This is a genomic window from Burkholderia sp. LA-2-3-30-S1-D2, assembly GCF_001523915.2.
Lineage (GTDB): Bacteria > Pseudomonadota > Gammaproteobacteria > Burkholderiales > Burkholderiaceae > Burkholderia > Burkholderia diffusa.
Genome location: NZ_CP013383.1, coordinates 911,899 through 925,306, shown reverse-complemented (window position 1 = coordinate 925,306; position 13,408 = coordinate 911,899). Strand labels below are relative to the sequence as shown.

Below are 13,408 nucleotides of genomic sequence, written 5' to 3'. Positions count from 1 at the left end.
GCCGCCCATTCTTCCTTCAGGAACCATCGTGGACAGTTGCAGCACTCCGTTGCGTGCGCCGCTTGCCGCCTGAACGCCTGTCCGACGCAGTTCTCCTGCCGCGGCTCGCGTTCCGCGAGCCCGCATGCCATCCGTTTCACACTGAATGACGCATTCGCGCGGTACAGTACCGCGCGATGACGGCCATCGTGCCGCGTTCGGCCTCGCGCCGCCGCGACGCGGGCCGGCATGCGCACTTGGCACGGCAGAACAAACATGACTTTCGATTTCGCACTCCGTCTTTTCACTGCGTTCGCCTGCGGCGTCGCGATCGGCCTCGAACGCCAGATGCGGCAACGCACGGCCGGCCTGCGCACGATCACGCTCGTCGCGAGCGGCGCCTGCCTGTTCGTCACGCTCGGCGTGCTGACCGGCAACGGCGTGGCCGGCGTCACGCAGATCGCCGCGTACGTCGTGTCGGGCGTCGGCTTTCTCGGCGGCGGCGTGATCATGCGCGACAAGGGCTCGATCCAGGGCATCAACACGGCCGCGACGCTGTGGTGCTCGGCCGCCGTCGGCGTACTGGCCGGCTCCGGGCACTTCGTGCCGGCACTGGCCGGCACGGGCGTCGTGCTGCTCACCAACACGGTGCTGCGCGGCGTCAGCCAGGCGATCAACGCAACCCCCGTGTCGAACGCCGACCTCGTGCGCGAATACCAGATCACGGTGATCTGCCTGGACGCCGACGAAGTGCACATCCGCACGCTGCTGTCGAATTCGATGTACGCGAAGCCGCTGTCGTTCCAGAGCCTGACGAGCGAAGACGTGCCCGACCAGCCGGACCGCCTGAAAGTGACGGCGACGCTGAAGCTGCACCCGAAGGATCAGCAGAAGCTCGAGCAGATCGCGAGCCGAATGAGCATGGAGAAGAGCATTTCCAGCGTGAGCTGGACCGCGAAGGAAGCGGAGCCGATGATGGAGTGAGCGGCGGCGGCGGCCGGCGCGGCACGATCGCCCCGCCGCCAGCGCCGGATCAGGGTGTATCGATGAGTCCGGCCGCGATCGCTTTGACGACCGCCTGGACCTTGTTGGTCGCGCCGAGCTTCTCGAGGATGTTGTTCACGTGGAAGTTGACCGTGCGCTCCGAGATGCAGAGGATCTGGCCGATCTCGCATGCGGTCTTGCCTTCGGCCGTCCAGCACAGCACCTCGCGCTCGCGCGCGGTCAGCGTGACGCTCGACTCGGGCGACAGCTTCGGCACCATGAAGCGGCTCATCAGCGAATGCGACAGGTTCGCGAGCCAGTTGGTCTGCAGCGTCAGCATGTTGATCTCGGCCGGCGTGAGCCGGTCCGCGTGACGCGCGATGCTCAACAGCCCGAACGCGCCGCGCGCCGCCCAGCTCGACTGCGCGACGCCCACCGACAGTCCGTAGTCGCGCGCGTCCTGCCACAACGGGCACGGATCGATCCGGTCGACGTCCGGCCAGACGATCATGTTGGTACTGAGCGCGCCGTCGCGAACCGTCGAGTCGATCTCGATGTAGTTCTGGGCCTGATAGTGCGCCATCCAGCCGTCCGGATAAGTATTGAAGATCGCGACGGCCGGCTTCGACACCGGCAGCGGCACGCGAATGCCGTAACAGCAATATTCGAAGCCGAGGCGTTTAGAATAAGCGGCGATCCGCTGGAAGAGCTGCTGCTCGTCTTCCGCGGCGCTGAATTGTTGGTAGGCATCCTGCCAGCGCAGTTCCATTCATTCTCCGACAACGTTACGCTGTCATACCTGTCAGGTGCCAGCGCCGGTTCGGGGCTGATACATTCCGCGCATGACTTCACCTTTGTTGCATCCGGTCCGCGGCCCGTCTCCGGACGGCTACGTGCGCCTGTCCGAAAGCGCACTGGCCGCGCTCGTGCTCGACCACGTCGCAAGCGGCCTCGATGCATCGCTGCTCGCGGAACTACGCGACAGCGCCATCGACGCGCGCCTGGCCGGCTACACCGAATGGCATCGCCCGGCCAGTGCCGGCGTCGCATACCTGACGGTCGGCTGGGACTGGTATCTCGAGCGCGCGACGGGCACGTTCGTGATCGCGGGCGGCGACGTGCGCAGCAACATCATGGCCGTCGACGCCACCGGCGCCGATCTCGGCATGTTCCGCACCGCCGTCGTGCTCGCCGCGCGGCTCGCACACGTCGACTGGCCGGCCGCGGTTGCATCGTCGCTGCTCGGTCGCAACGACGCCTATCATGCCGGTCCCACGCTCCAGTGACAACCGGCCGCGCTTTCCTCTGACATTTCCGTACGACTGGCGCTCTTTATAAGCAAAAGCCGCCCGCATTTCAATCCCGCCGATCAGGAAACCGATACCATCGGTCAAATGGTATCGGCCACCCTCACCCTGTAAGAGTTACTAGTTACCGCCCCCTCGGGACGCGCGCTGTAATGCGTGCATACCAAAGTACAGATCCGAGGACACCATGCGGACCTTCGTTCACGAGGAAGGGCGGTTGCCACACGAACTTGCAGCGGATCTCGGGCGCTATCGGCGCCGCGTGTTCGTCGAACAGCTCGGTTGGGCGCTCCCGTCGGCGAACGAAAGTTTCGAGCGCGACCAGTTCGATCGCGACGATACCGTCTACGTGTTCGCGAGAAACGCCGACGGCGACGTGTGCGGATGTGCGCGCCTGTTGCCCACCACGCGCCCGTATCTGCTGAAGTCGCTGTTCGCCGACCTGATCGCCGACGACGTCGCGCTGCCGGAATCGGCAGCCGTCTGGGAGCTGTCGCGGTTCGCGGCAACCGGCGACGAAGGCGCTCCGGGCAATGCCGAGTGGGCCGTCCGCCCGATGCTCGCCGCGGTCGTCGAATGCGCGGCGCAACTGGGCGCGCGGCAGTTGATCGGCGTGACGTTCGCGAGCATGGAGAGGCTGTTCCGCCGGATCGGCGTGCACGCGCACCGGGCAGGCCCCCCGAAACCGGTGGACGGTCGTCTGGTTGTCGCGTGCTGGATCGACATCGATCCGCAAACGTTTGCCGCACTTGGAATTGAGCCGGGACGGGCTGCCCGGCAGGCCATCGCCGCCTGAGCCGGAACGCGCGTAGTCCGGCCGGGCGGAACCGTAACGAAGGAGAACCACCGTGGACCAGTCTCAGGTCTTTCGCGCGATGATGCCCGGGTTGACGGGTACCGGCGGCGCCCGCATCACAGTCACCTACCCGTCGTTTCCGCGGCCGCTGCCGCTCGTCCGGCTCGATCGCAACGGGCTCGTGTTCCGGGCGGCCGGCGCGGCACCGCTCGTGTGCGGGTTGCCGCGCGCGGCGACGCTACTGGTTGCGGACGAGCCGCTCTGCTCGCTGCGCCTCGTGATCCGCGACGTCGCCGCTATCGGCGACGGCCAGCACGACCTGACGATGCAGCCGTCCGGGGCCACCGGCGACGAACTACTGTGGCACGCGCTGCGCGACCGCGAACCGTACCGGCAGATCGGGCAGCCGCTTGCGCCCGTCGACGCAGCCATGGCGCCGAACGGCGAGCCGCAGGCCGCCGGCGCCACACGGCGTCCGTCGCGCAGTGCGGCGTTCCGTCTGCGCTGCCGCAGCGATGCGCTGTTCTTCGCCGACTGGCTCGAATATCACTTCGACGAGCTGCGCGCGCTGTCGCAACGGCACGGGCCGCAATTGCAGCTCAAGCAGTTGCAGCGGCAAATCACCGACGACGAGGTGGGCGTGCGCTTCGTCTACGACATCGACGGACACGCGACGCGGCACGCACTGACCGACTGCGCGCGCGAGGCCTGCGCGTGGATCGAGATGGAAATGCGCGACAAGTACGCGGTGCCGGTTGCGCAGGAGCGGTTCGGCGCGTTTGCGGCGCATGCATGGGCGGCCGGAATGTGAGCGCGGCAGCGGCTTCGCGGACACAGCCAGGAAAACTCACCGACGTTGCGTTGCACAATTACAACTAGGGCTTGCCAGCCCCCCGGGTTTTCCCTTAAAGTTACATCCGTCTCCTCCATGTCTCCAAACATGGATTCAGCCCGCTCCAGTAGCGGGCTTTTTCTTGCCTGCGATAATTTATCGGGGACACATCATTTCCGCTATCCGCCCATGGTCCGCACACCTGGCCGGCCCCGGACAGCAGTATTGGGATACATCCGTACAGACGCTCGAGGAAGCAGACGGCTACCGGATGGTTGGCGCGCCGGCAGCTTGCTCGCGGTGTGGCATCGAAATCCAGATGAGACAAGGGGCTCCGACGAGCCCCTTGTTTTCGTTACTCGTTTTCTTCGAAGTAATGCCCGAACTTCGCCTGCTTGGTCCGGATGTAACGCTCGTTTTCCTCGCGTACGGGTACCGCAAGCGCCACGCGTTCGCAGACGGGAATGCCGTGCTTCACGAGCGTGTCGAACTTCTTCGGGTTGTTGCTCATCAGTCGCACCGACGTCACACCGAGGATCCGGAGGATCGCTGCGGCCGAGTCGTATTCGCGCGCGTCGTCGGGCAAGCCGAGATCGAGATTCGCCTCGACGGTGTCGCGCCCCTGCTCCTGCAACGCGTATGCACGGATCTTGTTGCTCAGGCCGATGCCGCGCCCTTCGTGACCACGCAGATACAGCAGCACGCCGCGGTCTTCCGCCGCGATGTAACGCAGCGCGAGATCGAGTTGCTCGCCGCAATCGCAGCGGTAGGAGCCGAACACGTCGCCGGTCAGGCATTCGGAATGCAGCCGCGTCAGCACGGACTGCTCGCCGGTGACGTCACCCATCACGAGCGCGAGATGTTCGGCATCGCTGCCCGATACGCGGAATGCGTACGACGTGAACGTACCGTAGCGCGTGGGCAGCGACGCGGTGGCGACGAGTGTCACGCACTCGTCGGCCTGGCCATTGCCCTGCGTGGGCGATTGGGGACGCGAAGACATCATGAATTCAATCGAAACGATCAGGAATGTAGGAGTTGTGTGGATAGTGCGTGCCCGGAGTTTACCGCTAATCTGGAAACGTCACGCGACTGCCGTAGCAGGCCCGGCTATACTGGGCCCATCGGGTGCCGCGCATCACGCCCTGCCTTCCCTGCATCGTCCCGCACACGGAGAAAGCAAATGAGCACGACTGTCGCGCAAATTCTCAAAGCCAAGCCGGATTCCGGCCGCACGATCTACACCGTCACGAAAGCCGATTTCGTCTATGACGCCGTCAAGCTGATGGCGGAAAAGGGAATCGGCGCATTGCTGGTCATGGAGGGCGACGACATCGCAGGCATCGTCACCGAGCGCGACTACGCGCGCAAGATCGTGCTGCAGGACCGTTCGTCGAAGGCCACCCGCGTCGAGGAAATCATGACGGCCAAGGTGCGCTACGTCGAACCTTCGCAATCCACCGACGAGTGCATGGCGCTGATGACCGAACACCGGATGCGCCACCTGCCCGTCCTCCAGGACGGCAAGCTCATCGGCCTGATCTCGATCGGCGACCTCGTGAAGAGTGTGATTGCCGATCAGCAATTCACGATCAGCCAGCTCGAACACTATATCCACGGCACCCCCGCGGTCACGTCCGTCTGACCCATCCCAGCAAAAAAGGCCCAAACGCGCGAGCGTCTGGGCGGAAAAGCCGCCGGAATGCGGCGACGGAGGTTCTGCTCTGCTGACGCAGACGCGCGCGAGTAGCGCGCGTCCCGTCGGTCACATGCTGTGCTCGGGCAGACCCGGGGATGTTCAGTTGCCGAAGTAGACGGAGTTCACGGGATTCGGGGCTTCACGCGTCATGCGGCGGCCCGACTGGCCTGCGCCCGTCGCCACCGCACCATAGCCGCTCGTGTCGGCTTGGGCGAGCATCGGCTGGTTCGGCTGGATGCGTTGTTCAGCGGCCTGGATGTTCTGCGGATATTGCGCATCGCTCGCGAGCGGCTTGTAGCCGTTCTGTTCGAGTTGCACGAGTTCGGCCCGGACCTGGTCGCGGGTCAAGCCCTGCTCGGACTGCGCGAACGATGCGATCGGGGCGGCAAGGACGGATGCAGCGATCGCTGCGTAGATGATCGACTTCATGGTGGACCTCCGAAATATGTTCTCTTTTGGCGTCGCTTCCGGCGGGACTGTCTGAAGCGATGGATCAAGTGTAGTGCTCGCAATACCAAGGGGAAACCCTTGGTTTGAACATACAGCGTTGCATTTTCGGAAAAAATCGACCGGTGTCACCGCGCGAGATCGTCATTACTTAAATCATTTCCACAACAATGCCTGACGAAAGGCCGACAGCCTAATCACCGATCCGGAAGGTTGTGTTGTAGAATCGTAAGGTTTTATTCGCCCGCCGATACCCTATTCACCATGCACGCGCCCACGCCTCACTCGGTTTCGCTGTCCGGCCCGGCCGGCGTGCGTGCGCGCGCCGGCCATCCGGCGCACCCCTGCCTTCGACGCACGGCCCAGGCACCGCTCGCCCCTGCCCGGCGCCTGATCTGACAGCACGGCCTCCTCCCGGAGCCAGGTCAGACAGGCTCCGGGCGATCCCCATAGGCACGCCATGCCTGCCCCTTGCCGATCATTTGGAGAACTGCCATGAAACAACGCCTTTACCAGTTGACCGAACTCGACGTCGCCCGTCTCGAGAAGCACGCCGAACACAACCCGCGCTTCCAGACGATGCTCGACACGCTGCTCGAGCGCGCGGATATCGTACAGCCCGACGCCATCAAGGCGAACGTCGTCACGATGAACTCGCAGATCACGCTGCTCGACGAAGCGTCCCAGGAACAGGCCACCTGGACGATTGTTTATCCGGATGCCGCCAATCTCGAACTCGGACGCCTGAATGTGTTCTCGCCGGTCGGCATGGCGCTGCTGGGCACGCAACGCGGTCAGTTGGTGAAGGTGTTGCAGCCGAGTGGCGTCGAAAAGCTGATGAAGGTCGCGGCGATCGTGTTCCAGCCGGAAGCCAACGGCGAATACACGCGCTGATCCGTCAGTCAGCCGCAACCTGCACGGAATGTAAAAAGCGAGGCCTGTGCCTCGCTTTTTACATCCCGACGATCCAGATTGTCGTCATCGCATTTCACAGGCGAAAAAAAGGCGCCCGAAGGCGCCTTTTTCGATGCTGCGAAGCTGGTTACCCAGCCGTCACGCTTAGAAGCGGTGACGCAGACCAACCGTTGCTGCGGTTTGGTTGATCGACGAGCTTGCCGGCGTCGTGTTGTCGCCGTTGTAGATCGACGTGCCGATCGCGTTGCCCTTCGCACCACGCTGGTACACAGCTTGTGCGTACACGTCCGTGCGCTTCGACAGCGAGTAGTCAGCTTGCACGCCGAACTGGTTCCAGTGCGAGCTGCCACCGTCGACCTTCGTGTTCGTGTACGTGTAAGCTGCGCCCAGGCCGAGAGCCGGCGTCAGGTTGTACTTTGCGTTGACTTCGTAGTTGTCCGTGCGGAACGCGCCGGTCAGGCCCGGGACGTTATCGATACGCGATTGCGTCCATGCAGCACCGACTTGTGCCGGGCCGAATGCGTAGCCAGCACCAGCACCGTACGTACGGATACGGCCTTGCGAAGCAATGTTCGTCGCGCCGTTGGCGTTGGTACCGTCACCGAGGTTGGCTTGCGAGTACGCTGCACCCAGCTTCAGGCCTTGGAACTGGTACGACAGACCGCCGCTGTAAGCACGGTTGTTGCCGAAGTTCTGGTTGTTCGAGAACGAGTACGTGCCGCCGAACTGCAGGCCAGCGTAGTTAGCGCTCGTGAACTTGACCGAGTTGTTCAGTGCGACGTCGCCGTTCGTGCTCAGGCGGTCGTTGTTGCCCGGGTGTGCGAAGTACGTGCCGCCCCACGTGCCCGTTGCCGTCAGCGGCGCCAGGTAGTCTTGCGTTGCGTCGTACTGCTTGCCCAGCGTGACCGTGCCGTACTGGCTCGACAGGCCAACGAATGCTTGACGGTTGAACATGCCGCCGTTGTTGCCCAGCTTGCCGTTACCGATGCCGAAGCCGCTTTCCAACGTGAAGATTGCCTTCAGGCCGCCACCGAGGTCTTCCGAACCACGCAGGCCGAAACGGCTCTGGTCGATACCCGAGCCCATCGACCACAGCGACTTGCCGGCGACGTTGCTTTGGTAGGTGATGCCTGCGTCCAGCACGCCGTACAGCGTGACGCTGCTTTGCGCGTGAGCGACGGTAGCGAACGATGCTGCAGCTGCTGCAACGATCAGAGTCTTGTTCATTCGTGGAGCTCCCTTCTAAAAAGAGGCAGGTCTCGCGACCTTGTTCATAAACGGTCTGCAACCGCCCGGGAACGCCATCGGTCCTTCTGGCCGCGCCCGGATAGTTGCCCGTTTGGGAACCGTGAGTTTAGGGGTGTACCCTAGGGGCGCGATCCGCAAATAAAGAAATAAGCTTTTCCGGAACTAGAAATAATGAAAGTGGGGGAGCGATATAAGTATTTGTTTTAACGTATTTTTTTGACTGATTGACGGATGCTTTTTGGAGGCCCTCATCCCACCATTCTTTCGTGTCATCGTCTTGACGGTTGCATAGAAACAACAAACGGAATCGATGGAACCACGCAAAAACGGTAATTTTTACCCAGATCAGTCTCAAATATTGGGCTTGCTCGCCTAAAACGCTGCGACCGAACTGTAAACACATGCCCGTGTGGCCGTGGCCGACCCTATTGGGCCGTCAGCGTCTGAAGCGTGGGACCGGCGGCCGGCGCCCCGGCTGCCCGCAAGCCGTCGTGACATGCGGTAACAGCCTTGATGACCCCGCGTAACCCGGCCGCAGGACCAGCAGGCCAACGTAAGGCGCCCCGATTACATATTAGATAGAGGACTCGCCATGAATCGGCGTTCGCTGTTGCGCGCCATCGGACTGAACGCCGCCGTCGCCGCCACCGCCGGTTGGCTGCGCCCCGCCTCGGCCCAACCCGCACCGCCCATGCATAGGCCTCCCGGCCCGCCTCCGGCCCCCGGCAGGCCGCCTCATGTCGATCGCCCGGGCTTCGCTGCCAGGCCGTCTCGCGCCGCCTGACCGCGTCAGGGCCGTCGTCCGCCTGCGCGCCGCCGCACACGGCTCGAGCCCGGCCGCACGCGCATCAGGCGACGTCGAGCGCGAGCACCTGTCCGGTCGTCAACACGTCGCCGAACGTGTCCGACAGCGCGGCCAGCGTGGCGCGATGGAGATCGCGGTGCGGCACCGTGCCGCCGTCCGCGACATCGAGGTCGCGCGTCGCGCACGCGTCGTCGACGACGATCACCGCGTAGCCGAGCGGGACGGCATCGCGGGCCGCGCCGGCGACGCACGCATGCGTCATCAGCCCGGTGACGATCAGCGTGTCGATGCCGGCCGCCTTCAGGCGCGCGTCCAGGTCCGTCGTCGGGAACACGCTCACCGACGTCTTCTTCACCACCGCGTGATGCGGCGCCGGCAGCAGGTCCGCATGAAAGCGGAAGCCGTCGCTGCCGTCGGCGAAGAGCGGGCCGCCGGCAGCACCGACGTGCTGGATGTGGAATACCGGGATGCCTGCGCGATCGGCGAACGCGATCACGCGTCGCGCATTGCCCAGCGCGCGCGGTCCTTCCGGAATCGGCAGGCGGCCGCTGAAATACTCGTTCTGGAAATCGATCACCAGCAGCGCGGTGCGGGCGGCGTCGATCGACCTCGGCGCGCTCGCGCCGGCCAGGGTACGGATGGTCGGATGTTGCATGGGTCGCTCTCTACTCAAGGTTGGCACACCGAACGGAACGGCGGCCCGGCACAGCCGCGCCGCCGCACGCGATCAAGGCAGGTTGCAGTCGTGAACCGGCTGCCGTGACCGCGAGGCGCCAGTGTCGGGCCGTGCGACCCTGCGCGACAGCGGACCGCGGGACAACGTCCGACAGGATCGGGCCAACCTGCGCGCAACCGTCCACGACAGCGCGGCTGCCCGCCACGAAAACAACGGATACGTGACGGTCGAGGGCCCGAACGCGCGATAACGCGCGGAGGCGCCCACTCGCTTCTCCCCCACCGCGCCGTGCCCCCGCGGCTCGTCCGTTTGGATGGCACGAAGCGCCAGGTTTGTTGTCATCATGGCCGTCATTCGTCGCATGTCGCATCGAACGGCGCCGCGCACGCTCGCGCCCCCGCCACGGAGACACCATGAACGCCCCCGTCCTCGGCCCCGTCGACCAGATCGGCTATGTGGTTGCCGATCTCGACCGCAGCATCGCGCGCTGGCGCCCGCCACGATGCGGTCCCGTCGTCTGTGTCCCGCGACGTGCGTCTCGACGGCTGCTACCTCGGTGAAGCGGTGACGGTCACGATCGATGTCGGTCTCTCGTATCCCCGCAACCTGCAGATCGAACTGATCCACGTGACGAACGACGCACCGTCGCCGCACCGCGACATGCACGGGCAACCGCTCGCGGGCCTGCATCACGTCGCATGAGCGGTCGACGATCTCGATGCCGCGGTTGCGCAGCTCACGGCGCTTGATCTGCGCGTCGTGTTCGAAGCACGCAACCCGGACACGCGTCTCCCTCCTCGACGACGCCGACGATCCCGGCGTGTGCGTCGAAGTGATCGAACGCGCCAGCATGCGCGACGCGAACGCGCGCGGCATCGCCGAAGCACGCGCACGGGATGTCGCCGATCCGGTCCGCATCATCGACGCGTCGGCCGCCGCATGAGCGGGTTCGCGCGTCCCCTTTCACTCACAGGAGAAAGCACGATGAAACGACTCGAAGGCAAGGTGGCGCTGATCACGGGCGGTGCCCGCGGCCAGGGCGAGGCGGAGGCACGCCGATTCGTCGCCGAAGGCGCACGCGTGGTGATCGCCGACGTTCTGGACGACACCGGACAACGCGTCGCGGCCGAACTCGGCAACGCCGCGCGCTACCAGCATCTCGACGTGACGAACGAAGACGACTGGCACACCGCCGTTCATGCGACGCTCGCGCACTTCGGCCGGCTGGACATCCTCGTGAACAACGCGGCGATCCTGAAGCTCGTGCCGATCGAGTCCTGTTCGCTCGACGACTATCGCAAGGTGATCGACGTGAACCAGGTCGGCTGCTGGCTCGGCATGAAATCGGCACTGGCCGCGCTGAAGGACGCGGGCGGCGGCTCGATCGTCAACGTGTCGTCGACGGCCGGGATGGAAGGTGTGGCCGGCGGCAGCGCGTATGTGGCGAGCAAGTTCGCGGTGCGCGGGATGACGAAGGCCGCCGCGCTCGAGTTCGGCCGCTATGGAATCCGCGTGAACTCGGTCCATCCGGGCGGCATCGACACGGTGATGGCACGCCCGCCGGAATACGCCGATTTCGACCCATCGTCGATCTACAGCGGGCTGCCGATCGCGCGCATCGGCAAACCCGACGAAGTGGCGAGTCTCGTGCTGTTTCTCGCGTCCGACGAATCCGCGTATTGCACGGGCGCGGAATTCATCGTCGACGGCGGGATGCTCGCAGGCAGCACGTTCCACTGATCCGCTGCGGGGTCGACGGACAGGTCAGGCCGCTCATCCGCACCGGCAATCACGGATCCGAAAACGATCATGCCGCCGGCGGCTTTCCCGCGCGGCGGCACGATGGCTACCGAAACGAAGCAGCAAGCGATGCGGCGCTCAATACCCCTTCGGCTGGATCGCCGGCGCGCCGACACCACGCGCCGCCTGCCTGCGGCCGCGCACGAGGAAGCGTCCGTTCGGGCCGTATACACCTTCCGCTTCCGGATGCAGCGTCAGCAACACGAAATACAGCAATCCGCCGACCAGCAGCGACACCGGCACGCTTAGATCGAACTCGCCAGCCAGGTTGCCGAGCGGCCCGACGAACTGGCCCGGCAGGTTCACGAACGACAGCCCGATGAACGCCGCCGGCAGCCACGCGCCCATCGCGCGCAGGTTCCACCCGTGCGTGAACCAGTAGTGGCCGCCGCGCAGCCCGCGGTTGAACACCTGCAGGTCGTCGGCGAGATAGAAGCCGCGACGCGTTACGTAGCCGATCACCATGATCGCCATCCACGGGCAGCTGAACGTGTCGATCAGCGTCGAGAACGTCGCGACGCTTTCGACGAGGTTGAACCAGAAACGGCCGACGAAAATGAATGCGATCGCGATCGTGCCGATCAGCAGCGTCGCACGCACACGATTCAGGAAGCGCGGAAACATGCTCGACACGTCGAGGCCCGTGCCGTACAGCGCGGTCGTGCCGGTCGACATCCCGCCAATGATCGCGATCAGGCACATCGGCAGCAGGAACCAGCGCGGCGACACGGCGAGCAGCCCACCGACGTAGTCGTTCGATGCGATGAACGCGGGCGCCTTCGACGCGATGATCGTCGCGGTCGCCAGGCCGAAGAAGAACGGCACGGAGGTCGCGATCTGCGCAGCGAACACGGCGCCCATCACGCGCCGCTTCGGCGTCTGTTGCGGGATGTAGCGCGCCCAGTCGCCGAGCGTCGACGCGAACGACACAGGGTTGCTCAACGCGACCAGCACCGCGCCGACGAACGCGGCCCAGAAACCTGCACTACCCTGGCTCAGCTTGCCCGCGTAGTTCATGTCGAACATCCCCGCGAACGCGAACAGGCCGGCGACGAACAACAGGCTCGCCGCCCACACGGCGATCTTGTTGACCCACAGCATGAAGCGAAAGCCGTAGATGCAGACGATCAGCACGAGCACCGCGAACACCATGTACGCGGCGCCGAGCGTGAAGCCGTTGACGGGCACGCCGACCATGTTGTGCGCGCCGCCGACGAGCGCGTCGCCCGAGCTCCACACCGCGAGCGAGAAGAACGCAATCGACGTGAGCAGCGCGAGGAACGAACCGACGATCCGGCCGTGGATGCCGAAATGCGCGCCGGACGACACGGGGTCGCTCGTACCGTTGCGCGGACCGAACATGCTCATCGGCGCGAGGATGCAGGTGCCGGCGAGCACGCCGAGCACGATCGCGGCGACGCCCGCCTTGAACGACAGCCCGACCAGCACGGGGAAGCTGCCGAGCACCGATGTGGAAAACGTATTGCAGCCACCGAACAGCAACCGGAACAGATCGATCGGCCGCGCATAGCGCGATGCGTCGGGAATCCGCTCGAAACCGAACGATTCAACTTGCGTAATCCTGCCTTCAGCCATTTGTCTCCAACTCCTCTCGTGCATCGGTACGGCCAGCGACTTCGGTCATACGACACATCGTCATCAATTTGCGGCCACTCTAAACCGGATCGGGCGGCGCAAATATCACGCATTCGAGACGTTTACGACGAAGGAGAACAATGTTTCGCGGCGGGAAATCGTCCGTTTGCCGCGCCGCGCATGCGGTGCGGGCGATTGCGGTGCCGGCGATGCAAGGCAGGTGCGACGGCGAGGCGCGGGGCTGCCGTCAGCGGACACCGGGTCAGCGCTCCGCCCCCTGTTGAACGGCGGGCGGACGACCCGCGCCAGCCTGCCTCGCGGCCC

Annotated in this window: 15 protein-coding genes and 1 pseudogene; 10 read left to right on the top strand and 6 right to left on the bottom strand. The window is 64.8% G+C overall.

Annotated features, from left to right (window positions below; genetic code table 11):
* Positions 1 to 255 precede the first annotated feature (255 nt).
* Positions 256 to 963, top strand: a complete 708-nt coding sequence (locus tag WS66_RS04345; RefSeq protein ID WP_059608483.1) for an MgtC/SapB family protein — start codon at positions 256 to 258, stop codon at positions 961 to 963.
* A 49-nt stretch (positions 964 to 1,012) separates the two neighbouring features.
* On the opposite strand, the gene WS66_RS04340 is transcribed toward WS66_RS04345, so the two are convergent.
* Positions 1,013 to 1,732 carry an autoinducer binding domain-containing protein gene (locus WS66_RS04340; protein WP_059526503.1) on the bottom strand — a complete coding sequence of 240 codons (720 nt, stop codon included), beginning with the start codon at positions 1,730 to 1,732 and terminating at the stop codon, positions 1,013 to 1,015.
* Positions 1,733 to 1,805: 73 nt separating this feature from the next.
* Between WS66_RS04340 and WS66_RS04335 the strand changes: the two genes are divergently transcribed.
* The 3 genes from WS66_RS04335 (at position 1,806) to WS66_RS04325 (ending at position 3,877) form a co-directional block, all read left to right on the top strand.
* Positions 1,806 to 2,249: a DUF4902 domain-containing protein gene (locus WS66_RS04335; RefSeq protein WP_059608484.1), complete on the top strand. Its 444-nt coding sequence runs from the start codon at positions 1,806 to 1,808 to the stop codon at positions 2,247 to 2,249.
* Between the two features lie 208 nt (positions 2,250 to 2,457).
* Positions 2,458 to 3,066 carry an acyl-homoserine-lactone synthase gene (locus WS66_RS04330; protein ID WP_059608485.1) on the top strand — a complete coding sequence of 203 codons (609 nt, stop codon included), beginning with the start codon at positions 2,458 to 2,460 and terminating at the stop codon, positions 3,064 to 3,066.
* Positions 3,067 to 3,118: 52 nt separating this feature from the next.
* Positions 3,119 to 3,877 carry a hypothetical protein gene (locus WS66_RS04325; RefSeq protein ID WP_179955247.1) on the top strand — a complete coding sequence of 253 codons (759 nt, stop codon included), beginning with the start codon at positions 3,119 to 3,121 and terminating at the stop codon, positions 3,875 to 3,877.
* Between the two features lie 376 nt (positions 3,878 to 4,253).
* On the opposite strand, the gene ribA is transcribed toward WS66_RS04325, so the two are convergent.
* A complete protein-coding gene (gene ribA, locus WS66_RS04320; protein WP_059468449.1) occupies positions 4,254 to 4,904 on the bottom strand; it encodes a GTP cyclohydrolase II in 651 nt (216 codons plus the stop codon).
* A 177-nt stretch (positions 4,905 to 5,081) separates the two neighbouring features.
* Here ribA and WS66_RS04315 point away from each other — a divergent pair, with 177 nt between their 5' ends.
* Positions 5,082 to 5,543, top strand: coding sequence for a CBS domain-containing protein (locus WS66_RS04315; RefSeq protein WP_059608487.1), 462 nt, complete (start codon positions 5,082 to 5,084; stop codon positions 5,541 to 5,543).
* A gap of 153 nt (positions 5,544 to 5,696) precedes the next feature.
* Here WS66_RS04315 and WS66_RS04310 read toward each other — a convergent pair whose 3' ends face one another.
* Positions 5,697 to 6,026 (bottom strand): DUF4148 domain-containing protein, encoded by a 330-nt coding sequence (locus WS66_RS04310; protein ID WP_059468447.1) that lies wholly within the window; start codon positions 6,024 to 6,026, stop codon positions 5,697 to 5,699.
* Between the two features lie 513 nt (positions 6,027 to 6,539).
* On the opposite strand from WS66_RS04310, the gene WS66_RS04305 reads away from it, so the two are divergent.
* Positions 6,540 to 6,938 (top strand): GreA/GreB family elongation factor, encoded by a 399-nt coding sequence (locus WS66_RS04305; RefSeq protein ID WP_059608488.1) that lies wholly within the window; start codon positions 6,540 to 6,542, stop codon positions 6,936 to 6,938.
* Between the two features lie 165 nt (positions 6,939 to 7,103).
* Here the strand turns inward: WS66_RS04305 and WS66_RS04300 are convergent, their stop codons facing one another.
* Positions 7,104 to 8,186, bottom strand: coding sequence for a porin (locus WS66_RS04300; protein ID WP_059594819.1), 1,083 nt, complete (start codon positions 8,184 to 8,186; stop codon positions 7,104 to 7,106).
* Between the two features lie 613 nt (positions 8,187 to 8,799).
* Here WS66_RS04300 and WS66_RS34310 point away from each other — a divergent pair.
* Positions 8,800 to 8,982: pseudogene (locus WS66_RS34310) on the top strand (hypothetical protein); the annotation flags it as partial.
* A gap of 73 nt (positions 8,983 to 9,055) precedes the next feature.
* Here WS66_RS34310 and WS66_RS04285 read toward each other — a convergent pair.
* Positions 9,056 to 9,667, bottom strand: a complete 612-nt coding sequence (locus tag WS66_RS04285) for a cysteine hydrolase family protein (RefSeq protein ID WP_059608489.1) — start codon at positions 9,665 to 9,667, stop codon at positions 9,056 to 9,058.
* 540 nt (positions 9,668 to 10,207) lie between these two features.
* On the opposite strand from WS66_RS04285, the gene WS66_RS34305 reads away from it, so the two are divergent.
* From WS66_RS34305 to WS66_RS04275, 3 genes are all read left to right on the top strand, one after another.
* Positions 10,208 to 10,390 carry a hypothetical protein gene (locus tag WS66_RS34305; RefSeq protein WP_236872920.1) on the top strand — a complete coding sequence of 61 codons (183 nt, stop codon included), beginning with the start codon at positions 10,208 to 10,210 and terminating at the stop codon, positions 10,388 to 10,390.
* Between the two features lie 118 nt (positions 10,391 to 10,508).
* On the top strand, positions 10,509 to 10,631 hold the full coding sequence (locus WS66_RS34645; protein ID WP_257792073.1) for a hypothetical protein: 123 nt from the start codon (positions 10,509 to 10,511) through the stop codon (positions 10,629 to 10,631).
* A gap of 41 nt (positions 10,632 to 10,672) precedes the next feature.
* Entirely contained in the window at positions 10,673 to 11,428 is a 756-nt protein-coding gene (locus WS66_RS04275) for a glucose 1-dehydrogenase (RefSeq protein ID WP_059608490.1), read from the top strand.
* A gap of 138 nt (positions 11,429 to 11,566) precedes the next feature.
* Here WS66_RS04275 and WS66_RS04270 read toward each other — a convergent pair whose 3' ends face one another.
* Positions 11,567 to 13,084: a purine-cytosine permease family protein gene (locus WS66_RS04270; protein WP_236872919.1), complete on the bottom strand. Its 1,518-nt coding sequence runs from the start codon at positions 13,082 to 13,084 to the stop codon at positions 11,567 to 11,569.
* Between the last annotated feature and the right edge of the window lie 324 nt (positions 13,085 to 13,408).

Excerpts from the sequence above, each read along its gene's own strand:
- WS66_RS04340 (WP_059526503.1), bottom strand. The coding sequence starts at position 1,732 with ATGGAACTGCGCTGGCAGGATGCCTACCAACAATTCAGCGCCGCGGAA.
- WS66_RS04315 (WP_059608487.1), top strand. The coding sequence starts at position 5,082 with ATGAGCACGACTGTCGCGCAAATTCTCAAAGCCAAGCCGGATTCCGGC.
- WS66_RS04275 (WP_059608490.1), top strand. The coding sequence starts at position 10,673 with ATGAAACGACTCGAAGGCAAGGTGGCGCTGATCACGGGCGGTGCCCGC.
- WS66_RS04305 (WP_059608488.1), top strand. The coding sequence starts at position 6,540 with ATGAAACAACGCCTTTACCAGTTGACCGAACTCGACGTCGCCCGTCTC.
- WS66_RS04335 (WP_059608484.1), top strand. The coding sequence starts at position 1,806 with ATGACTTCACCTTTGTTGCATCCGGTCCGCGGCCCGTCTCCGGACGGC.
- ribA (WP_059468449.1), bottom strand. The coding sequence starts at position 4,904 with ATGATGTCTTCGCGTCCCCAATCGCCCACGCAGGGCAATGGCCAGGCC.
- WS66_RS04285 (WP_059608489.1), bottom strand. The coding sequence starts at position 9,667 with ATGCAACATCCGACCATCCGTACCCTGGCCGGCGCGAGCGCGCCGAGG.
- WS66_RS04310 (WP_059468447.1), bottom strand. The coding sequence starts at position 6,026 with ATGAAGTCGATCATCTACGCAGCGATCGCTGCATCCGTCCTTGCCGCC.
- WS66_RS04330 (WP_059608485.1), top strand. The coding sequence starts at position 2,458 with ATGCGGACCTTCGTTCACGAGGAAGGGCGGTTGCCACACGAACTTGCA.
- WS66_RS04300 (WP_059594819.1), bottom strand. The coding sequence starts at position 8,186 with ATGAACAAGACTCTGATCGTTGCAGCAGCTGCAGCATCGTTCGCTACC.
- WS66_RS04345 (WP_059608483.1), top strand. The coding sequence starts at position 256 with ATGACTTTCGATTTCGCACTCCGTCTTTTCACTGCGTTCGCCTGCGGC.
- WS66_RS04270 (WP_236872919.1), bottom strand. The coding sequence starts at position 13,084 with ATGGCTGAAGGCAGGATTACGCAAGTTGAATCGTTCGGTTTCGAGCGG.